General features: G+C 74.0%; 16 protein-coding genes. 9 read left to right on the forward strand and 7 right to left on the reverse strand.

Features of this window, described 5'->3' with window-relative positions:
• Positions 1-207 precede the first annotated feature (207 nt).
• The 3 genes from AC069X_RS11665 to AC069X_RS11675 form a co-directional block, all read right to left on the reverse strand.
• A complete protein-coding gene (locus tag AC069X_RS11665) occupies positions 208-1953 on the reverse strand; it encodes an LCP family protein (RefSeq protein ID WP_478727518.1) in 1746 nt (581 codons plus the stop codon).
• Between the two features lie 223 nt (positions 1954-2176).
• Positions 2177-3493 carry an LCP family protein gene (locus tag AC069X_RS11670; RefSeq protein ID WP_478727520.1) on the reverse strand — a complete coding sequence of 439 codons (1317 nt, stop codon included), beginning with the start codon at positions 3491-3493 and terminating at the stop codon, positions 2177-2179.
• A 229-nt stretch (positions 3494-3722) separates the two neighbouring features.
• Positions 3723-4466 carry a TIGR03089 family protein gene (locus tag AC069X_RS11675; RefSeq protein ID WP_478727522.1) on the reverse strand — a complete coding sequence of 248 codons (744 nt, stop codon included), beginning with the start codon at positions 4464-4466 and terminating at the stop codon, positions 3723-3725.
• A gap of 140 nt (positions 4467-4606) precedes the next feature.
• On the opposite strand from AC069X_RS11675, the gene AC069X_RS11680 reads away from it, so the two are divergent.
• Positions 4607-6013, forward strand: coding sequence for a peptidoglycan recognition protein family protein (locus tag AC069X_RS11680; protein ID WP_478727524.1), 1407 nt, complete (start codon positions 4607-4609; stop codon positions 6011-6013).
• 1173 nt (positions 6014-7186) lie between these two features.
• Positions 7187-8200: a DNA-3-methyladenine glycosylase family protein gene (locus tag AC069X_RS11685; protein WP_478727526.1), complete on the forward strand. Its 1014-nt coding sequence runs from the start codon at positions 7187-7189 to the stop codon at positions 8198-8200.
• A 16-nt stretch (positions 8201-8216) separates the two neighbouring features.
• On the opposite strand, the gene AC069X_RS11690 is transcribed toward AC069X_RS11685, so the two are convergent.
• From AC069X_RS11690 to AC069X_RS11700, 3 genes are all read right to left on the reverse strand, one after another.
• Entirely contained in the window at positions 8217-9515 is a 1299-nt protein-coding gene (locus tag AC069X_RS11690; protein WP_478727528.1) for a coenzyme F420-0:L-glutamate ligase, read from the reverse strand.
• A complete protein-coding gene (gene cofD, locus AC069X_RS11695; protein ID WP_478727530.1) occupies positions 9512-10471 on the reverse strand; it encodes a 2-phospho-L-lactate transferase in 960 nt (319 codons plus the stop codon). The genes AC069X_RS11690 and cofD overlap by 4 nt, the downstream gene beginning before the upstream one ends.
• A gap of 62 nt (positions 10472-10533) precedes the next feature.
• Entirely contained in the window at positions 10534-11094 is a 561-nt protein-coding gene (locus AC069X_RS11700) for a cysteine dioxygenase (RefSeq protein ID WP_478727532.1), read from the reverse strand.
• A gap of 643 nt (positions 11095-11737) precedes the next feature.
• Here AC069X_RS11700 and AC069X_RS11705 point away from each other — a divergent pair.
• The 3 genes from AC069X_RS11705 to AC069X_RS11715 all read left to right on the forward strand — a co-directional run bounded on the left by AC069X_RS11705 (position 11738) and on the right by AC069X_RS11715 (position 17384).
• The gene (locus AC069X_RS11705) at positions 11738-12001 is read left to right on the forward strand and encodes a WhiB family transcriptional regulator (protein WP_003983763.1); all 264 of its coding nucleotides are present in this window, start codon (positions 11738-11740) and stop codon (positions 11999-12001) included.
• A 314-nt stretch (positions 12002-12315) separates the two neighbouring features.
• On the forward strand, positions 12316-15909 hold the full coding sequence (locus AC069X_RS11710) for a glycosyltransferase family 2 protein (protein ID WP_478727534.1): 3594 nt from the start codon (positions 12316-12318) through the stop codon (positions 15907-15909).
• Positions 15906-17384, forward strand: a complete 1479-nt coding sequence (locus tag AC069X_RS11715) for a DUF5719 family protein (RefSeq protein ID WP_478727536.1) — start codon at positions 15906-15908, stop codon at positions 17382-17384. The genes AC069X_RS11710 and AC069X_RS11715 overlap by 4 nt, the downstream gene beginning before the upstream one ends.
• A 97-nt stretch (positions 17385-17481) precedes the next feature.
• On the opposite strand, the gene AC069X_RS11720 is transcribed toward AC069X_RS11715, so the two are convergent.
• Complete coding sequence (locus tag AC069X_RS11720) at positions 17482-17958, reverse strand: metallopeptidase family protein (RefSeq protein ID WP_478727538.1); 477 nt, start codon at positions 17956-17958, stop codon at positions 17482-17484.
• 223 nt (positions 17959-18181) lie between these two features.
• On the opposite strand from AC069X_RS11720, the gene AC069X_RS11725 reads away from it, so the two are divergent.
• The 4 genes from AC069X_RS11725 (at position 18182) to AC069X_RS11740 (ending at position 21719) form a co-directional block, all read left to right on the forward strand.
• Positions 18182-18556: a DUF3499 domain-containing protein gene (locus AC069X_RS11725; protein WP_478727540.1), complete on the forward strand. Its 375-nt coding sequence runs from the start codon at positions 18182-18184 to the stop codon at positions 18554-18556.
• A gap of 78 nt (positions 18557-18634) precedes the next feature.
• Positions 18635-20005: a phosphomannomutase/phosphoglucomutase gene (locus AC069X_RS11730; protein WP_478727542.1), complete on the forward strand. Its 1371-nt coding sequence runs from the start codon at positions 18635-18637 to the stop codon at positions 20003-20005.
• A gap of 337 nt (positions 20006-20342) precedes the next feature.
• Positions 20343-20528 carry a Trm112 family protein gene (locus tag AC069X_RS11735; protein WP_478727544.1) on the forward strand — a complete coding sequence of 62 codons (186 nt, stop codon included), beginning with the start codon at positions 20343-20345 and terminating at the stop codon, positions 20526-20528.
• Between the two features lie 57 nt (positions 20529-20585).
• Positions 20586-21719 carry an SIS domain-containing protein gene (locus AC069X_RS11740; RefSeq protein ID WP_478727546.1) on the forward strand — a complete coding sequence of 378 codons (1134 nt, stop codon included), beginning with the start codon at positions 20586-20588 and terminating at the stop codon, positions 21717-21719.
• The last annotated feature ends 16 nt before the right edge of the window (positions 21720-21735 follow it).

The raw sequence follows: 21735 nt of genomic DNA on the forward strand, positions 1-21735 counted from the left end.
ACGCCGTCGGATATGCCGTCGGCGGCCTGGTCGGGCGCCCCCTCCCCCCGCACGCTGGTGTGCTTCACGCGTACCCCCCTCAAGATCACTACTGGTCGGTATTGTGCCGGTCCTACCGGCTACCGCCCGTCATGCGCCGGTCGGTCGATGAGATCGGTGGTGCTGGTTCCGTGCCTAACAGCCGTCCGCCCACTCGGTACGGACCGCTCACTTCGCGCAGACCGCCTTGTCCGCCTCGACCCGCTGGAGCCCCTCGGGCGCCTGCTGCGGAGTCTCCGGGGCGCCCAGCGGCGCCCCGGGTTCCTTGAAGTCGGAGCCCAGCGTCAGTTTCATCGGCGTCCGCGGACCCGCGTCCACGGAACCCACCTTCAGGGCGGCACCGGACAGCCCCATCATGTCCGCCAGCGCCCGGGCCTGGTCGGCCTGGTTCGGGGCGAACTCGAGCTGGGTGCTGCCCAGCCTGGTGGACGCGTTCCCGTGGTTGCTGGCCTTGTGGACGCCCTTGCTGTTCTGCAGCCAGGTCAGGGTAGTGGAGGCCGATCCCGGCGGGCCGCCGCCGTTGTACACGTCCACCCGGACGTCCCCGGCGGGCGCGCGGTTGCCCTGGAGCATCGCGTCCTGCCGGCTCTTCGCGTCGGCGTCGGCCGCTTCCTTCGCCGCCGCCTCCTTCTTCTCGACCTCGGTGAGCGAGACGTCCCCGCGGATCATCTGGAGCAGCGGCTCCGCCTGCGCGGAGTTGAGGACGACGGTCGCCTTCCGGTTCGACGGCTCGTTCGGGTTGTCGAGCACCGGGAGCGTCGTGAAGGTGATGTTCTTCAGGTTCATGTCCTTCAGCTCACCGGCGAGATCGGTGAGCTTGCCGATGGAGCCCAGCCCCTGGTCCACCGTCAGCGACTTGGTGGCCGCCTCCGCCAGCGAGAAGAACTTCTTCGGACTGGTCAGGGTTTCCTTCGACTTCATCTCCCGCATCATCGAACCCAGGAACTGCTGCTGGGTCTTGATGCGGTCCAGGTCGCTCTCGTTGCCGAAGGCGTGCCGCGTCCGTACGAAGGCCAGTGCCTGTTCGCCCTGGAGGCGGTGCTGGCCCGCCTTCAGGTTCAGCTTGGAATCGCGGTCGTTGACGTCCTTCTCCACGCAGACGGGCACCCCGCCCACCGCCGTGCTGAGGTTCTTCACCGCGTTGAAGTCGACCATCATGAAGTTGTCGACCTCAAGGCCGGTCAGCTGCTTGACCGTACGCATCGTGCAGCCCGGGTCGCGACCTTCCTGGCCCAGGCTGTTGTTGAAGCGGCTGCCCTTGGTGCCGGGGATCTCCTTCACGGAACCGTTCGGCTGCTTCGTCGGGCAGGCGGGGATGTCGGTGATCAGGTCGCGCGGGATGGAGAGCGCCGTCGCGTTGGTGCGGTCCCGGGACACGTGGAAGAGGATCGTGGTGTCGGCGTGGCCGACGCTGTCCGCGTCGCCGTAGCCCTCGTTGCCCTTGCCGCTGCGCTTGTCGGTGCCGATCACCAGGATGTTGATCGGCCGGTCCTTCTTGAAACTGCCGCCCGCGCCACCGGTGTCGATGACCTTCAGGTTGCCGTTCAGGTGTTCGTAGTACAGGTACGAGCCCAGGCCGCCCGCGACCAGCAGCAGTGCCAGCGTCCCGCCCGTCGCCACCATGCCCCTGCGGCGCCGGGGCGGGCCGCCGCCCTTGCGGGGGCGCCCGGCGCGCCGCCCGCCGGGCGGACCCTCGCCCCGCCGGGGCTTGGGTACTCCGGGCGACGGTGCGGTCGGTGTCGAGGGGGCGGAGGGAGCGGTGGCGGTTCTGCGGGATCTGCGGGGCGCGGCGACGGTGTGCTGCTGCGCAGCGGAATGACCCAGTCGCAGTTCGTAGTTGCCAGTGCGGGGATTGAGGACCCACTGGTCTGCGGGGTCGATCTCGTCCGCCCGCCCACGGCTTTGCGCATCCACGGTTGCTCGAATCCTCCGTCGGTGCATCGCGACGCGCCTCCCCCCAGGCGCGCGGTCAACGATCCGGCTGCTGGTGCACGGCCCCTGTCACGGCCGGTGCACCGGATCGCTCACCTTATCCGCCCAGGTCAGCCCCGAACCATGCTGGTGACAAAATCCACTCCCCCTATAACGGGCCAAAGCGCTCATCCGGTTCGGTTGTGCCTCGGGCTTTTGGATTGCTTTACCGGCAGTCGGCCGCGGCCGCCGTGGTTCCCGTGAACGTCGGGACGGGAGTGGGCGAGGCCGGCCTTCCGCTTCCCGTCGGCGCGGACCCCGTCGAGGGCGTGGCCGGAGCCGTCGCCGCGCCCGGCGTCGCGGCTGCTCCGGCACCCTCCCGGACCGGCCCGGACGGCTGCGGACGGGGCCGCGGACCGTCCGCCGCGGAGGACTCCGCGGCGGGCTCCGGTTCCGGTCGCGGATCGGCCTGCGGGGAGGTGACCGTCAGCGGCAGGTCCATCCGCAGCTGCCCGAACAGCCGGGCCGCGTCGGGCTCCACCAGCTCGTCCCGGTTGGGGTCCGCCGCGTACGGGCGACGCGGCACGGTCAGGAACTTGACCTGCTCGGTCGGTATGTCCCGTACGCCCCGTACGAGTTCATACAGGCCCCGCAGCGACGCCAGCCCCGGGTCGGTGGTCACCGAGGAAGTGGCCGCGTCCAGCAGCGGGTACAGCCGCGCCGGGTTCAGCAGCACCCCGTTGCTCTGCACCTTCTCCACCAGCGCGCCGAGGAAGTGCTGCTGACGCTCCATCCGTTCGGTGTCGCTGCCGTCGCCCAGCCCGTACCGGGCCCGGACGAAACCCAGCGCCTGCTCGCCCCGCAACAGCTGGCGGCCCGCCGGGAGCCTCAGCCGGGCCTCCGCGTCCACCACCGGCCGGCTGAGGCAGACCTCCACCCCGCCGACCGCGTCGACCATCTTCTTGAACCCGCCGAAGTCCAGCACCATGTGGTGGTCGATCCGGATCCCGGTCATCCGCTCGACCGTACGGATCGTGCAGGCGGCCCCGCCCCACTGGAAAGCCCAGTTGAACTGCGCGAACCGCTCACCCGTGCGGGAGCCGTCCGGCCGCAGACAGCTCGGGACCTCCGTCATCAGGTCCCTGGGTATCGACACCGCCGTCGCGCTGCGGCGGTCCGCCGGCAGGTGCAGCAGGATCGTGGTGTCCGAGCGCTGGGTGCCCTCGTCCTGCCCGTAGCGCGAGTTCACCGTGCCGGACCGCGAGTCCGAGCCGATCAGCAGGATGTTCTGCGCACCCGCCCCGAAGTGCGCCGGGCGCTCCCGCTCGTAGCGCCGCAGCTCGGCCTCGGCGGACGTGTCCTCGGTGATGTTCCCGTCGAGCTTGGCGTACGCCCACCAGCCGACGGCCGCCCCCGCCAGGACCAGCAGGACGAGCCCCAGGCCGATCCAGCGCAGCAGCCGGCGCCGGCGGCCGCGCGGAGGCCTGCCGCCGCCTCCGGCCGCCGCCCCGGCGTCGTCCGGTATGCCCGCGCTGTCCGTCACTGGCGCTCCGTCCCCTCGCCCTGCCGGAAACCGGCCGTACGGGTGAGCACGGCCCTCCAGCCGATCCTGCCCCCGGGTGACGTCGGGGGCCCGGGGACAGGGGCGGGACAAGGGCCATGCGGGTGACATTTCGCGGCGGAACCGCCGCCCGGCGGCGGCACCCCGGAGCGCCGGGAGTGCCTGGAGCGCCCGGGAGCGCCCGGAGCGGCCACGGCACCCGGGGCGGGCGTCAGGCCCGGTGCGTGACCCGCTCGCTCTCGACGCGCTGCTCCAGCGCGTCCGGCGCCAGCGCGTCCAGGTTCCGGCACAGCACCACCGAACCGCCCGCGGCCAGCGCCCCGTACAGGCCCGCCGACAGCCCCTCCCACGTGTCGTAGCCGAGGCCCGACAGCACCCGGGCCCCCTCACCGTGCTTCGCGGCGTCCAGGCGGGCCCGGTCCACCACCTCCGCGTACGACAGCTCCTCGCCGCCCACCACCAGGCCCGGGCCGTCCGCGTCGACCGGGGCGAAGGGAGCGAAGCGGTCCCCCTGACCCGGCACCTCCACCGCGTAGTCCGCGAAGCCGGCCGGCGGCTGCGGGAACCGCCCGCCCAGCGGACGCAGCGCGAGCGCCACCCGCTCCCCGGAACAGGCGCGGGCCTCCTCCAGGGTGTCGGGCCCGCTCACCACCAGGTCCGCCCCGGCGGGATCCCCGCCGATCTCGGCGACCACCCCGACGGAGGCGCAGGCGAGCAGCCACACGGCGCTCTGCCAGTGCGCGGGCAGCAGCAACGCGAGCCGGTCGCCCGGCTCGGCGCCCAGGTCGCCCTGGAGCAGGTTGGCGGTCTTGGCCACCCAATTGGCGAAGGTGGCGACGGACAATTCGACGCGCTCGCCCGTGGCGTCGTCGTAGAAGGTGACGAGGGGGCGGCCCGGATCGGCGGCGAGCGCGGATCGCAGCAGGTCGGCAGGGGTGCGGTCAGTGGCGTTCACCCGGCCCAGCGTACGCGGGCCCGTCCCTCGTACGGAGGGCAGCGGCTCGCCCGTACAGGGGAAGGCACCCCGACGCGTTACCGGACGGAGCGTCAGTTCTCCGATGGCGCTTCGTGGTGGCTGTGCCCAGCATCGCTTCCATGCGCGGATTCCTTGCTTCCTCCATCGGCGTCGCGACGGCGGCCGCACTGGCCCTGCCGCTCGCGCTCCCCACTCCTGCCCTGGCCGAGTCGAACCCGGCGGACCCCGCCGGCTCCACCCAGTCACTGCCGCTCGTCGCCCTGGCGCCCTCCGGCGCCCGGATCCCCGGCGTGCCCGGCATGAGCGCCGCCCCGGACCCGGCCGGGACCCGGGGCCTGGCGGCGCGCGAGGTCAAGACGTTCTCGCTGATCGGCGTCGTCTGGGACGACGTGAGCACGCCGCTCGTCGGCCGCGTCCAGGTCCGCACCCGCGCGGTCGGCACCGGGAACTGGTCCGGCTGGCAGGACATCGAGACCCACAACGGCGAACACGCCGCCGACCCCGACGCGGTGGAGCGCGGCACCGGCCGCGTCCGGGGCAGCACCGCCCCCCTGTGGGTCGGCGCCTCCGACGGGGTGGAGGTCCGGGTCCAGGCCGAGAACGCCGGCACGAGGACGGCGTCACGGCTCCCGTCGGGCATGCGGATCGAACTCGTCGACCCCGGCGCGGAGGCGCCGGTGGCCGTGCTCGACGGCAAGAACGGCGCGGGCGGCCTGACCCGCCCCGCCCAGCCCCCGGACGACGACAAGGGCGACGCGGTCGCACTGCCCGGCATGACCATGGAGACGGCGGAATCCTCCTCCGCCAACCTCCCGCACGCCCCCCTCGGCGCCCTGGAGATCCCGGCGCTGAACAAGGCCGACTCCACAGCCGACGCCGTCTTCGCGAGCGACGGCGAACTCGGCCCGGCCGCCCAGCCGTACATCGGCCCCCGCCCGAAGATCGTCACCCGGCGCGGCTGGGGCGCGGACGAATCCCTGCGCGAGACCGGCTTCGTCTACACCAGCACCGTCAAGGCGGCCTTCGTCCACCACACCGCCTCCGGCAACAACTACGCCTGCAAGGACGCCCCGGCAGTGCTGCGCAGCCTGTACCGCTACCACGTGGTGAGCAGCGGCTGGAGGGACTTCGGCTACAACTTCGCCGTCGACAAGTGCGGGACGGTCTACGAGGGCCGCGCGGGCGGCGTCGCGAAGCCGGTGCTCGGCGCGCACACCATGGGGTTCAACGCCGACAGCATGGGCATCGCGGTGATCGGCAGCTACACCTCGACGGCGCCGCCGGCCCCTGCGGTCGACGCGGTGGCACGGCTGACGGCGTGGAAGCTGGGCCTGTTCGGAGCGGACCCGAGGGCCAAGACCACCCTCAAGTCGGGCGGCGGCAACCGCTACCCGAAGGGCAAGAACGTCAAGCTGAACGTCATCTCGGGCCACCGCGACGGCTTCGCCACGGAATGCCCGGGCCGCCTCCTCTACAAGCAACTCCCCCCGGCCCGCACCTCATCGGCGAAGCTCCAGGGACGGTAGGGGGCGGGGCGGCGGCTGCCCACCCGCCCCCTGGGTGCGGGGCGGGGGTGCGGTGGGCGGTAGCCCCTTGGGCGGGGTCGGGGAGGTGCTGGGGGTTTCCCGTCAGTCCCATCGTCGTTCCGTGTCGTGCCGGCCTGTCAAGGGCGCTCCTTCGTCGCGTCACTTCGTGATCGCCTTCGGCGACCCTTGACAGCCCGACCCGCCCCGGAAAGCCGAAAGACTGCCGGGAAACCCCCAAAAGAACGGTCACGGGGCAAAAGCAGGAGGAGCGGCCCTGTCATGGACGAGACGAGGGGCCGGGCGCCGGCCCACCGGGCATCCGGGCCCCCAGATCCCCGGTTCAGGACCAGGGGCGCGGCTACCTGCACGGAAGGACGACCAGATCAGCCTACGGACCACCCAGGCGCAGCAGATCGCTACGCGCTCCTCCCGGCTTGGCGTCCGGCGGCCGTCCGGGGCTGATACCTGCAGTAGAGGACGAACAGATCGACCTGGGAGCCGGCAGACGCGGCAGATCGCTACGCGCTCCTCTCTGCTCGGCGTCCGGCGGCCGTCTGGAGCTGGTGCACGGCCTCCAGGGAGGCTCTCAGGCCCCGGGACGGCGGCCAGGCGCCGAGGCAAGAGGAGCGCGTAGCGATCTGCCGCGCCCACCTGCAACCTGGACTGCTCTGATCAACCTCTGGTGCAGGTATCAGCCCCGGACGGTCGCCGGACGCCAAGCCGGGAGGAGCGCGTAGCGATCTGTCGCGTCTGGGTGGTCCGCAGGATGGTTATGTCGTCCTTCCGTGCAGGTAGAGGCCCTGTGGTCCCGGATCTCGACTGTTGAGGGCCCGGATGCCCGGCAGGGCGACGCCCAATCCCTCGCCTCATCGCTGAGAGACCCGTCCCTCCCTCTTCTGCCCCGTGACCGTTCTTTTGGGGGTTTCCCGGCAGTCTTTCGGCTTTCCGGGGCGGGTCGGTCGGTCAAGGGTCGCCGAAGGCGATCACGAAGTGACGCGACCGAAGGGAGCGCCCTTGAGGGACCGGACCGACACGGAAGGACGATGGGACTGACGGGAAACCCCCAGCCCCACTCTGAGACGGCCCCAGGGGCTACCGCCCCCCGGATCCCGCCCCGCCTGCCGACCCCTCGCCGCGGAGCCGCGTCCACCCCCGCCCGGCTACGCTCGACGCATGGCCGGCCGCTTCACCCCCTCCACCCCCACCACCCGTACCACCGTCCGCGGCGGGCATACCGCCGTGCCCGTGGCGCGGGGGCAGGGGCGGGGTGTCGGGGGCGGGGGGAAGGGGCGCAGCTGGCGGCCCGGGGGGCTGGTGGACCTGGGGCTGGTGCTCGGGCCGCTGCGGCGCGGGCCCGGCGATCCGACGTTCCGGACCACCCCCGACGGCTCCGTCTGGCGCGGCACGCGCACCCCCGACGGCCCGGCCGCGCTGCGGGTTTCCGCTTCCGCCGACGGGGTGGACGCCGAGGCGTGGGGGCCCGGCGGGGACTGGCTGCTGGAGAACCTGCCCGCGCTGCTCGGCGCCGACGACGATCCGGCCGTCTTCGTCCCCCGGCACCGGCTCGTGCACGCCAGTCACCGCAGCCGTCCGGGTCTGCGGCTGACCCGTACCGGGCTGGTGCTGGAGTCGCTGGTCCCGACCGTGCTGGAGCAGAAGGTCACCGCCGACGAGGCGTACCGCGCCTGGCGCCGCCTGGTCCGCCAGTACGGGGAGCCCGCGCCGGGCCCGATGGGCGGGGAGCTGTACGTGATGCCCGCGGCCCGGGAGTGGGCGCTGATCCCCTCCTGGGACTGGCACCGGGCCGGGGTGGACTCGAAGCGTTCGGCGACGATCGTGCGGGCCGCCCGGGTGGCGCACCGGCTGGAGGAGGCCGCGGCGATGGAGCTCGGGGCGGCCGCCGCCCGGCTGGAGGCGGTGCCCGGCATCGGCCCGTGGACCTCCGCCGAGACCCTCCAGCGCAGCAACGGCGCGCCCGACGCCGTGACCACCGGCGACCTGCACCTCCCCGGGATCATCGGCTACGCCCTCGCCGGTGAGCGGGACGCCGACGACGCCCGGATGCTGGAGCTGCTGGCCCCGTACGAGGGGCAGCGCCACCGGGCGGCCCGCCTGGTGCTGCTGGCGGGCCGTACTCCGCCCCGCCGGGCGCCGCGGATGCCCCGCGGCGACATCGGCAGGCTGTAGTCCGGGCAGCAGCCCCCTACCGCACCTCGATGAAGGCCTCCGCGTCCCGGGCCGGGCGTTCGGCGGCGGGGGCGGCCGGGCGGCCGATCGCGACGGCGCCCATCGGGTCCCAGCCGTCCGGCAGCGCGAGGACCTTGCGGACGACGTCCCGGCAGAACATGGTCGAGGACACCCACGCCGAGCCGAGCCGTTCCCCGGCGAGGGCGACCAGGAAGTTCTGCACGCCCGCGCCCATGGCGACGACGAACATCTCCCGTTCGGCCGCGTCCCGCCGGGCGTGCCCGTAGTCGTGCGCGCCGTCGGTCACCATGCACGGAACGACGAGGTAGGGGGCGTTGCGCAGTACGTCCCCGCGCCTGACCCGCTTGGCGATGGACTCCTCGGACTTGCCGTCGCGCCGCAGGTCGGCGATCCACGCGTCCCGCATCGCGTCGAGCAGTTCCAGCCGGGCGGCGGCCGATTCGAGCAGGACGAACCGCCACGGGGTCGTGTGGTGCGGTGCGGGGGCGGTGACCGCGGCCGCCACGGCCCGGCGTACGGCGCCGGGGTCGACGGGGTCGTCGGTGAAGGCGCGTACGGTGCGGCGCTGGGTGACGGCTTCCCGTACGGCTTCGGAGGTGCCGAGGCGGAACATGTCGTCGGCGGGGGAGCGGACCAGGTCGGCTGCGGTGGAGCCGTCCGCGAGGACGTGGCCCAGCCCGCGGACGACGGCCACGGGCAGGCCGGCGGCCTTGCCCTTGACGAGGTCGCCGGCGGCGGCGAGCTCGTCGGCGGTCGCCACGACGGTGGCGCTGAGCGGGTTGCCGTGGGCGTCGGTGCCGCCGCGCAGGTCGTCGAGGACGCGTACCCCGGCCGCGCCGATGGCGACGTCGGTCAGTCCGGAGCGCCAGGGCCGGCCGAAGGTGTCGGTGACGATGACGCCCACGTCGGCGGAGAGCCGTTCGCGCAGGCCGTCGCGGATGGCGGCGGCCGAGGCGTCGGGGTCCTCGGGGAGCAGCAGTACGGTGCCGGGTTCGGTGTTGGAGGCGTCGACGCCGGCCGCGGCCATGACGAGGCCGTGCCGGTTCTCGACGATCCGCAGCGTGCCCCGGCGCGCGACGACGCGTACGGTCTCGGCGTCTATGGCGTCCTCGCGGGAGTCGGCGCGGACGATCCGCCCCTCGGCCTTCGAGACGATCTTGGAGGTGACCAGCAGGACGTCGCCGTCGCGCAGGTCCGGTTCCGCGTCCGCGATGAGGCGGGCGAGGTCGTCGCCGGGCCGGACCTCGGGGATGCCGGGGACGGCCCGCACCTCGTAGGAGGGGACGTCGGTCACCGGGCGGCCTCGGCGAGTTCCAGGGCGGCGCGGGCCATGGCGGCGGTGGCGGCGGTGTCGGTCATCATCAGCGGTACGGCTCGGCAGGGGATGCCGGCGGCTTCGACCTCGGTGACGGCGGAGGCGTCGGAGGCGTCCACGAGCCAGCCGTCGAGGAGGCCGGAGCCGTAGTGCAGGGCGACGGCGGCGGCGGTCGATTCGACGCCGACGGCGGCGAGGACCTTGTCGGCCATGCCGCGTACGGGTGCTCCGCCGACGATGGGGGAGAGGCCGACGACGGGTGCCGGGGAGGCGGCGATCGCTTCGCGGATGCCGGGGACGGCCAGGATGGTGCCGATGGAGACGACGGGGTTGGACGGCGGGAAGAGGATGACGTCGGCCCCGGCGATGGCGTCGAGGACGCCGGGGGCGGGCTTGGCCTGTTCGGCGCCGACGGGGACGACGGCTTCGGCGTCGAGGGAGGCGCGGAGCTTGACCCAGTACTCCTGGAAGTGGATGACGCGGCGTTCGCCGGTTTCCGGGTCGGTGATCGCGACGTGGGTCTCGACGCGGTCGTCGGACATGGGCAGCAGCCGGACGCCGGGCTGCCAGCGGTCGCAGAGGGCTTCGGTGACGGCGCTGAGCGGGTAGCCCGCGCCGATCATCTGGGTGCGGACGATGTGGGTGGCGAAGTCGCGGTCGCCGAGGCCGAACCAGGAGGGTCCGACCCCGTACGCCGCGAGTTCTTCCTTGAGGGTGAAGGACTCGTCGGTGCGGCCCCAGCCCTGGTCCTCGTTGATGCCGCCGCCGAGTGTGTACATCACGGTGTCCAGGTCGGGGCAGACCTTCAGCCCGAACAGGTGAATGTCGTCACCGGTGTTGCCGATGACCGTGATGTCCGCGTCGGGGACGGCGGACTTCAGTCCGCGGAGGAAACGGGCGCCGCCGATGCCGCCGGCCAGAACAACAATGCGCATGCGGACAGTCTGTCAGCCGTGTGCCGTCCTCCCGGGGGGTGGTACCGGGCGGACTGGGCATGTCAGGCGGGTACGCGTTCCTCGCGGGCCGGGGAGCAGTTGTGCATGGGCATCTCGGTCAGGCCGGGGAAGTACACGTGCAGGCTGACGGCTCCGTCGAGGGTGTCGTTCACGACCTCGTGGGCGTAGCCGGGGGCGAAGACGCGCTGGGTGCCGGCGCGGTGGCTGAGCCGGCCGCGCGGGGTGTGTTCGGTGAGCTCGCCGTCGAGGACGGTGAGGATGCCGGAGGAGGCGCCGTGGTCGTGGAGGCCGCTGCCCTGGCCGGGGACCCAGCTGAGCAGCCAGACCTCGTAGCCGGGGCCGGTGCGCAGGCGGTGGTACCAGCGGGTGGTGGCGTCGTACTGGACGAGGTGTTCCCAGCCGGCGCGGTCTTCGGCGATGGACCGGGCGAGGCCGGCGAACTCGGCGACGGTGACCGGGTGTTCGCGGGCGGGCTGGAGGAGGTGCTGGACGGCGAGGATGTCGCCGGCGATCTGGAGGTCGCTCTCGACGGCGGCGACGGCGGGTGCGGCGGTGGCCGGGGTGGTCGCGGGAGCGGCGGGGGTGGCGTGGGCGCTGTTCATCGTGGGGGTGTCCTCGACGGATGTCAGTCGTGCGGGGCGGTTGCTGTGGGGGATGGCTGGTGCTCAGGGGAGCCGTGGCTCCGGGGGCATCAACAGCTGCAACAGCAACAGCGAACCTGGGCAGCGCGCAGGAACCCACGAATGGGGGTCCGGGTGGCGGCTGCGGGCGCTGACATGAGGACAAGGAGACCGGGCGGGGGGCCGGACTGTCAACCCAATGTCCGGTTTACGGGAAAAGTTTCACCTCATCCGGTTAATGCGCCCGGAGAAAGGTTTGTGCACTCTCCGTGAGGGGATGTGCCGCTCCGAGTCCACAGGAACCGGCCTCAAACCCCTTCGCGTCACTCGTGATCGGAATGTGATCTCGGCTGCATCTTCGGCTGAATCGCAACCCCTCCTTCAGGGTGACGCGTCGACCTCGAACGAGGACGGCGGCCGCGGCGAGCCTGTGGCTTGTGTCACGATTTTTGGCGATATGAACACTTTCTGTATACGCTTGGTTCCGCAGAGTGAATAAGGGCCCCAATAGCAGATCTCGGCTTGACTGCACAGGAGCCACACACTTGTAATTTCACTCGTGTCGTTACTCGGCGATCAGTAACGGCAACATCACGGGGACGCACAGACAGAGCGAGGGGCGCACATGACCGAGCTGTTTCAGGAACTGCTGGTCGAAGAGGCGGACGAGGAGCTCGGTTGGCAGGAGCGCGCACTGTGCGCGCAGACCGACCCCGAATCCTTCTTTCCCGAGAAGGGCGGCTCCACCCGGGAGGCCAAGAAGGTCTGCCTCGCCTGCGAGGTCCGCTCCGAATGCCTCGAGTACGCCCTCGCCAACGACGAGCGGTTCGGCATCTGGGGCGGCCTGTCCGAGCGCGAGCGGCGCCGGCTGAAAAAGGCCGCGGTCTGAGAACCCCGGCGAAGAGCGGAGGGCCGGCGACAGCCCATCGGCGAACACCGGCAGACAGCGGTGAACAGCGGTGAACAGCGGTGAACAACGGTCCGAAACGATCGCACCGCGGCAGGAAAAAACAACCGACGCACCGACAGACTGAGCAAACGGTCCGCCTCCCGCACCTTCCCCGCAGGAGGCGGACCGTCGCGTTCCGAGCCTTCCCGCGAGGCGGCGTACGGGCCCCTTCCCAGCCGTTAGGGTGGGGCGCTGTCCAGCAGCCTCCGAGGGCGAACAACCCCCGGATCCCCCGCCGGAGGGCCCGTACCGCGATGTCCCTGCACAGCAACTCGACGGCCTCCCCACAGACGGCCGCCACCCCCGAGTTCCCCCGGCACGTCGTCACCGCGGTCCTCGTCGCCCACGACGGAGCACGCTGGCTGCCCGAGACCCTCGCCGGCCTCCTCGCCCAGGAACGCCCCGCCCAGAACCACGTCGCCGCCGACACCGGAAGCGCCGACGACTCCGCCCGCCTCCTCACCGAGGCCCTCGGCGACGAACGCGTCCTGCACCTCGCCCGCCGCACCGGCTTCGGCGCCGCCGTCGACGAAGCCGCCCGCAGCGCCGGCACCCTCACCCCCGAGGAACTCCCCTACCTCAAGCGCCCCAGCGGCTGGGACCCCGTCAGCCGCACCTGGCGCGACGACGCCTACGACCTCCCCGACCTCCCCCACGGCGAACCCGTCCAGTGGCTCTGGCTGCTCCACGACGACAGCGCCCCCGAACCCGACGCCCTCACCGAACTGCTGCGCGTCGCCGACGGGAACCCCGACGCCGCCGTCATCGGCCCCAAACTCCGCGGCTGGTACGACCGCAAGCAGCTCCTCGAAGCCGGCGTCACCATCGCCCGCGGCGGCCGCCGCTGGACCGGCCTCGACCGCCGCGAACAGGACCAGGGCCAGCACGACCAGGTCCGCCCCGTCCTCTCCGTCTCCACCGCCGGCATGCTCGTCCGCCGCGACGTCTACGACGCCCTCGGCGGCTTCGACCGCCGCCTGCCCCTCATGCGCGACGACGTCGACCTCTGCTGGCGCGCCCACAGCGCCGGCCACACCGTCCTCGTCGCCCCCGACGCCGTCCTGCGCCACGCCGAAGCCGCCTCCCGCGAACGCCGCACCGTCGACTGCGCCGGCCGCTCCGCCGTCAGCCCCCACCGCGTCGACAAAGCAGGCGCCGTCCACACCCTGCTGGCCAACACCCCCGGCCGCGCCCTGCCCTACGTCCTGCTGCGCCTGGTCCTCGGCACCCTGCTGCGCACCCTCGGCTACCTCGTCGGCAAAGCCCCCGGCCAGGCCGTCGACGAGCTCACCGGACTTCTCGCCACCCTGCTCCGCCCCGGCCGGATCCTCACCGCCCGGCGCAACCGCCGCCGCCCCGCCGTCGCGGCCGCCGAACTGCGCCCCCTCTTCCCCGCGCCCGGAGCCACCCTCCGCGCCGGCGCCGAACAACTCGCCGCCTACCTCGGCTCCGGCCGCGACAGCGACCCCGCCCCCGCAGGCCGGCACGGCGGAGCCCTCGGCGCCGGACCCGGCGGCGACGACGCCGGCCACCTCGACCCCGGCCGGCCCGGCCGGCTCAGGCGGATCGCCCTCAACCCCTCACCCGCCCTCTTCGCGGGCCTGCTCCTCGTCTCCCTCGTCGCCTGCCGCGCCCTCATCGGCGGCGGCAGCCTCATGGGCGGCGCCCTGCTCCCCGCCCCCGCCGACGCGGCCGCCCTCTGGCACGCCCACACCCGCGACTGGCAGCCCGTCGGCACCGGCACCACCGCCGGAGCACCCCCCTACCTCGCGCTCCTCGCCGGACTGTCCGCCCTCTTCCTCGGCTCCACCCAGGCCGCCCTCACCCTGCTCCTCGTCTGCTCCGTCCCGCTCGCCGGCCTCACCGCCTACTTCGCCTCCCGGCCCCTCGTCACCTCCCGCCTCCTGCGCGCCTGGGCCGCCGTCGCGTACGCCTTCCTCCCCGCCGTCACCGGAGCCCTCGCCGGGGGCCGGCTCGGCACCGCCGTCCTCGCCGTACTGCTGCCCCTCATCGCCCGCTCCGCCGTCACCGCGCACGGCTTCGCCGGCCCCGAGGCGGGCGGCGGCCGCCGCGCGGTGTGGACGTACACCCTCCTGCTCACCCTGGCCACCGCCTTCACCCCCGTCGTCTGGCCCCTCGCCGCCGTCCTCGGCACCGCCGCGCTCCTCACGCGCCGCGCGCACTGGAAGACGTACGCCCCCCGTCTCCTGGCCGCCCTCGCCGTACCCCTGGCCGTCCTCGCCCCCTGGTCCCTGGGCCTGCTCACCCACCCGGGCCGCTTCCTGCGCGAGGCCGGACTCCCTTACGGCACCGGCTCCGCCACCCCCCTCGGCCTCCTCGCCGCGAACCCCGGCGGCCCCGGCACCACCGGCCCGCTGCTCCTCGCCGGCATCCTCCTCGCCGCCCTCGCCGCCCTGCTCCGCGCCGACCGCCGGTTCGCCGTCCGCACCGCCTGGGCCGCCGCCCTCGCCGGACTGCTCCTCGCCGTCCTGCTGAACCGCACCGGCTGGGCCGGCCCCGGCACCCTCCTGTACGGGCTCGCGCTGCTCGCCGCCGCCGTCCTCGGCGCGGACGGCGCCAAGTACCGCGTCGCCACCCGCAGCTTCGGCTGGCGCCAGCCGCTCGCCGCCCTCGTCGCCGCCGCGGCGGCGGCCGGACCCCTGCTCCTCGCCGCCGCCTGGGCCGCGGCCGGAGCCGACGGACCGCTCCAGCGCCGCGACCCCGTCCAGGTCCCGGCCGTCGTCGCCGAGCACTCCAACGACACCAACCGCACCCGCACCCTGGTCCTCGCCGGCGACTCGCCCGCCACCGTCTCCTACGCCCTGGTCCGCGGCTCCGGAGCACGCCTCGGCGACGGAGAGCTCCTCACCGCCGCCGGCCCCGAACCCCGTCTCGCCAAAGCCGTCTCCAGCCTGGTCTCCGGCGCCGGGGCCAACCAGTCCGAGCAGCTCAGCGCCTTCGCCGTCCGCTACGTGATGATCCCGCCCGGTGGCTCCGCCCCCGTGCGCCGCGTCCTCGACGGCACCCCCGGCCTCAAGCAGCGCCACCAGAACGACGGCACCGCCCTCTGGGAGGTCGAACGCCTGACCTCCCGCGTCTCGATCGTCCCCGGCCAGCAGGGCCAGACCGCCCCGATCACCGTCGACGCCGGTCCCGTCGAGGCCCACGCCGACATCCCGGCGGGCCCCGAAGGCCGGACGCTGCGCATCGCCGACCGCGCCGACGCGGGCTGGCGGGCCACCCTCGACGGCGAACCCCTGCCCCCGAAGACGGTCGACGGCTGGGCCCAGGGCTTCGCCCTGCCCACCGACGCCGGCCACCTCGACCTCGTCCACCAGGACGCCTTCCCCCGCACCGCCTGGCACTGGACCCAGGGCTCCCTCGCCCTGCTCCTGCTGGTGATGGCCCTGCCGGGCCGCCGCGCCCGCCTCGACGACGACCTCCCCGAGGACACCGGCCCCGCCCCCGCCCCCGGGGACCGCGCGGACCTCCCCGGCCAGGGCCGCCGCGCCCGCCGGACCGCCGCCGCGGCCGAGCCCGAGCCGGAACCGGCCTCCGCCGACGCGGTCGTCGACCCGTACGCGCAGATCCCCGCCCAGCAGGTCTACGGCGAGGAGTCGTACGCCTACCAGGAGCCCTACCCGTACGAACCCCGGCAGCAGCAGTACGAGCAGCAGCCCGCGTACGACGCCTACGGGCAGTACCCCGCGCAGTACCCCCACCCCGGGGCACAGCCGCAGTTCCCGCGGCAACAGCAGCACCCCTCCGCGTACGACCAGCGCCACGACCAGCCGTACGACACCTACGGACAGCACGACCCGCGTCCGGACGGGAGCCACCAGCAGTGAAGCAGCGCGCCCCCCTCACGCTCGCGGCGGTGACGGCGGCACTGGCCGCCGTCACCGGACTGGCCTTCCTCACCGCCCCGGCCGCCACCCCGGCCGGCGGCGCCCCCGGGGCGGACGCCGCCCGGATGCCCGTGGAACGGTCCGTGCTGGTGTGCCCCGCGCCCAGCTCCTCCGACATCGCCGAGACCACGTACACCTCCCTCACCCCCGGCACCCCCGGTGGCGCCGGCACGGCCCGGCTCACCACCAAGGAGGACAAGGCGGTACTGGAACCCAAGGAGCCCGGCAGGCCCGTCGCGGCCACCGCCTCCGGGGCGGAGGCACCCGCGCTGACGGGCGCCGCCGAAGGCGCCCTGGCCCCCGGCTGGACCGCCCAGCAGACCACCAAGGTCGCCGTCGGCCAGGCCCGCGGCCTGCTCGGACTCGCCTGCACCGCACCCGGCACCGACTTCTGGTTCCCCGGCGTCAGCACGGCCGGGGAACGCCAGGACCACGTCCACCTCACCAACCCGGACGACACCGTCGCCGAGGTGACCATCAGGCTCCACGGCCCCGACGGGCTCCTCAAGGACAAGCCGGGCACCGCCGACCCCGTCATCGAGGTCGACCCCCGCTCCGCCGCCAAGGTGTCGCTGTCCCAGCTGTTCCCCGACAGCCGGCTCGTGGACGCCACCGCCCACGTGACGGCCCGCTCCGGCCGCGTCGGCGCCTCCGCCCACGTCGCCGAGGCCGGGACCGGCACCGACTGGCTCCCCGCATCGGCCGGCCCGGCGGACACCCTGGTCCTGCCGGGCATCCCCGCCGACGCCACCTCCGTACGGCTGGTCGCCCTCACGCCCGGCGACGAGGACGCCGACCTCACCGTGCGGCTGTCCGGCCCGGCCGGCACCATCAGCCCGGCCGGCAAGGACCGGCTGCACCTCAAGGCCGGGATGACCGCGGGCCTGGACCTCGGCGACGTCACCCGGGGCGAGGCCGGCTCCCTGCTGCTGGCCCCCGCCGACCCGAAGAAGGCCGTACCCGTGGTCGCGGCCCTGCGCGTGGTCCGCGGTACCGGCGCCAAGCAGGAGGTGGGCTTCGTCCCGGCGAGCACCCCCGTGGGCGAGCGGGCCACCGTCGCCGACAACCGGGCCGACGACAAGGCCACCGTCCTCACCCTCACGGCCTCCGGCGCCGACGCCCGGGTCCGCGTCACCGCCTCCCCGGGCGCCGGGGGCGGGACACCGGCCGTCCAGGAGCTCACCCTCACGGCGGGCACCACCCGCGCCGTGGCCCCCGCACCCGCCCCCTCGGGCGGCAAGGGCCCCTACGCCCTGACCGTCGAGACCCTGTCGGGCGGGCCCGTCCACGCGGCCCGCACCCTGACCCTGCCGCACGACGGGATCCCGATGTTCACCGTCCAGACCTTCGGGGACGACCGCTCCACGGTGTCGGTGCCCAAGGCCGCCGAGGACCCGTCGATCCTGCTGCCGTGAACCGGGGCCGCCCCGAGCCGGGGCCGCCCTGAACCGGGGCCGCCCCGGGCCTGGGCTTACCTGAACGGGGCCGCCTGGCCGGGGTACGGGCGGGGCCTCAGTCCTGCCCGTACCGGGGGTCCACCGTCTCCGGGGACAGCCCGAGCAGCTCCGCCACCTGCTCCACCACGATCTCGTGCACCAGCAGCGCCCGCTCGTCCCGCGTCTTCGCCCGGATCTCCACCGGCCTGCGGAACACCACGATCCGCGCGGGCCTCCCGTCCCGGGCCTCCACCAGCCCGCCCAGCGGGACGGCCTCGTCGTTCCAGCCCGCGTCCGGTCCTCCCGGCGGCCCGGGCACGTCCGCGATCACGAACTCGACCTCCGCCAGCTGCGTCCAGCGACGCTCCAGCCGCTCCACGGAATCCCGTACGAGGTCCCCGAACAGCTCCGCCCGGCTCGCGGACAGCGGCACCTGCGGCGGGGCCAGCGGCCCGCGCATCCCCCGGCCGTGCCGGTCGCGCCGCCGCGGCCGCGGCTCGGAAGGGGCCGCGGCGGGAACCGCGGGGCGGGGGGGAAGGGCACTGTCCGTCACCCCCGCAGGGTAGCCCGCACGTACCGGCCAGGACCCGATACGGTCACGACCTGGTGTCGCCGCGATGTCACCGCCCGAACGATCCGGCCAAGATCGGGCCGCATTACGGACTCGATGCCCCTCTTCGTCACCCGCCGGGGAGCACGGGCGGAGTACGACACGGGGGAGTGGCCGGGGGGCGAGTCGTCGCGGCCCGGTCAAGAGTGCGGTACCGTCCAACGTCGTGAGCCTTGTACGTCGCTGTTCGCGCACCGCGTGCGGCCGCCCTGCCGTCGCCACACTGACGTACGTCTACGCCGACTCGACCGCAGTTCTCGGCCCGCTCGCCACCTACGCCGAACCCCACTGCTATGACCTGTGCGCCGAGCACTCCGAGCGCCTGACCGCCCCGCGCGGCTGGGAAGTCGTACGCCTGTCGGACGGATCAGGCCCGTCGCGCCCCAGCGGCGACGACCTCGAAGCCCTGGCCAACGCCGTCCGTGAAGCGGCCCGTCCGCCCGAGCGCGCGGCCGAGGCCGGCGGGTCCCGACCGGGTGCCCCGGTGGCCGGAGAGACGCGGCGAGGACACCTGCGCGTCCTCCGTTCGCCCGATTCCTGACACACGGATCGTCTGAAAAGCCGCTCTCCGTACAAGGTAGGTTTGCTCCACCGCACAGAACCTTCAGGAGGGCAGGCAGTGGCCGCAGATCTTTCGAACATCGTCAAGGCATACGACGTACGCGGTGTCGTACCGGACGAGTGGGACGAGCCCCTGGCAGAACTGTTCGGTGCTGCGTTCGTCGAGGTCACCGGAGCCACGGCGATCGTCGTCGGTCACGACATGCGGCCCTCCTCGCCCGGCCTGTCGGCCGCCTTCGCCCGGGGCGCGGCCGCCCGCGGCGTCGACGTCACCCTGATCGGCCTGTGCTCCACCGACCAGCTGTACTACGCCTCCGGCAAGCTGGACCTGCCCGGCGCCATGTTCACCGCCTCCCACAACCCGGCCCAGTACAACGGCATCAAGCTCTGCCGTGCCGGCGCCGCGCCCGTGGGCCAGGACACCGGCCTCGCCACCATCCGCGAGCTCGCCGAGAAGTGGACCGACGAGGGCGCCCCGGAGATCCCCGCCGGCACCGTCCCGGGCACCATCACCGAGCAGGACACCCTCGCCGGCTACGCCGAGCACCTGAAGTCCCTCGTGGACCTGACGGCCATCCGCCCGCTGAAGGTCGTCGTCGACGCGGGCAACGGCATGGGCGGCCACACCGTCCCCACCGTCTTCGAGGGCCTCCCGCTGGACCTCGTCCCCATGTACTTCGAGCTGGACGGGACCTTCCCGAACCACGAGGCCAACCCCCTCGACCCGAAGAACATCGTCGACCTCCAGGCCCGTGTGCTCGCCGAGGGCGCCGACCTGGGCCTCGCCTTCGACGGCGACGCCGACCGCTGCTTCGTCGTCGACGAGCGCGGCGAGGGCGTCTCCCCGTCCGCCATCACCGCCCTGGTCGCGGCCCGCGAGCTGGCCCGCAACGGCGGCACCGGCACGATCATCCACAACCTGATCACCTCGTGGTCGGTCCCCGAGGTCGTCCGCGAGAACGGCGGCACCCCCGTCCGCACCCGCGTGGGCCACTCCTTCATCAAGGCCGAGATGGCCGCCTCCGGCGCGATCTTCGGCGGCGAGCACTCCGCGCACTACTACTTCAAGGACTTCTGGAACGCGGACACGGGCATGCTCGCCGCGCTCCACGTCCTCGCCGCCCTCGGCGGCCAGGAGGGCCCCCTCTCCGGGCTCGTCGCCGAGTACGACCGCTACGTGGGCTCCGGCGAGATCAACTCCACCGTCGCCGACCAGGCCGCCCGCACCGCCGAGGTCAAGGCCGCCTACGCCGGCCAGGACGGCGTCACCTTCGACGAGCTGGACGGCCTGACCGTCGCCGCCGCCGACTGGTGGTTCAACCTGCGCCCCTCCAACACCGAGCCGCTCCTGCGCCTCAACGTGGAGGCCCGCGACGAGGCCACCCTGGCCAAGATCCGCGACGAGGTCCTCGCCCTCGTCCGCGCCTGACGGCCCCCGGCCTCCGCCCGCCGCCTCCCCGGAGGCGGCGGGCGGAGGCCGGCTCTGCCGCCCAGTCCGGCGGAGCCGCGCACCCTGCCGGGCCGGCGAAATCCAGCCCCGCCGGCGTTTGAGGAGCGGGGGCCCGGGGGCAGAGCCCCCTGGGGGTCCCCCCGGACGGAGTCTGGGGGAGGACCCGCACCCGAACCGGGGGGACCCCGCCCGGCAGGGCGACACGGGCCGCCGGGCGGCGCCCGGCCCCCTTCAAGCCGCACCGCAGGTGACTCGGCGGTACGCTGACCTCGCCCAATCCGCGATCCGCGATCCGCATCCCCGAAGGGAACCGCCCATGCCGCTCGAAGCCGGCCTGCTGGAGATCCTCGCCTGCCCCGCCTGCCACGCTGCCCTCCAGGACAACTCGGCGGACGAGACCGCACCCGAGCTGATCTGCACCGGCGAGGACTGCGGTCTCGCGTACCCGGTCCGCGACGGCATCCCGGTCCTCCTCGTGGACGAGGCCCGCCGCCCGGCCTGACCCGGCCCGCTCCCCAGCTCGACCAGCCTGGATCCGTCAACACCGCCGGAGGCCCCCATGCTCGACGAGTCACTCCTCGACGCACCGGACGATCTCGCCCGTGCCGACCGCCGCGGCCTGCTCCGCGGCGCCGCGGAGGCCGGGGCCAGGGTCCGCACCGCGGCCCGGCACGCCACCGAGGCCGGTCTCGCGGACCTGCGCCCCGACGGTCGCCCCCGCGCCGTGCTGATCGCGGGCCCCGGCACCGCCGCGACCGGGGTCGCCGACCTGCTCGGGGCCCTCGCCGGAGCCTCCGCCCCCGTCATCCGACTGCACCCCACCGGCGTCGCGCACGCCGCCGGGGCCCTGCGCTGGACCCTGCCCGGCTGGGCGGGCCCGGTGGACCTGCTGCTCATCGCCACCACCGACGGCACCGAGCCCGGCCTCGCCGTCCTCGCCGAACAGGCCTACCGGCGCGGCTGCGCCGTGGTCGCCGTCGCCCCCGAGCGCTCACCGCTGAGCGAGGCGGTGGACGGCGCGCACGGGGTCCTCGTACCGATGGCCAAGGCCCCGTACCAGGAGTACGACGAGTCCGCCGCGGCCGGTCCCGGTGCCCTGTGGGCCCTGCTGACCCCGCTGCTGGTCCTCCTCGACAAGGTCGGTCTGATCGGCGCGGCCCCCGAGGCCCTCCAGCGCGTCGCCGACCGGCTCGACCGGACCGCCGAGCGCTGCGGCCCGGCCATCGCCACGTACTCCAACCCGGCCAAGACCCTCGCCGCCGAGCTGGCCGACTCGCTCCCCCTCATCTGGAGCGAGGGCGAGGGCGCCGGCCCCGCCGGCCGCCGCTTCGCCGCCACCCTCGCCGAGCTGGCCGGGCGGCCCGCGCTCGCCGCGACCCTCCCCGAGGCGCTGCCCGCCCACGGCGTGCTGCTGGCCGGCTCCTTCGCCGCCGGCGCCGACCCCGACGACTTCTTCCGGGACCGCGTCGAGGAGCCCCAGGCCCTGCGCGCCCGCATCGTCCTGCTGCGCGACCGGCCCACCGGCGGGCTCTCCGCCGCCCCGGCCGCGCGCGAGCTCGCGCTCAGCCACGACACGGCCATCAGCGAGCTCGAACCGGAGGAGGGCGGGGAGCTGGAACAGCTCGCCGAACTCCTCGCCGTCACGGACTTCGCCACCGCCTACCTGGCGCTGGCGGGCCGGGGCCACAGCTGAGGCACACACCCGTGCC

The organism is Streptomyces sp. NPDC043896, assembly GCF_056435605.1.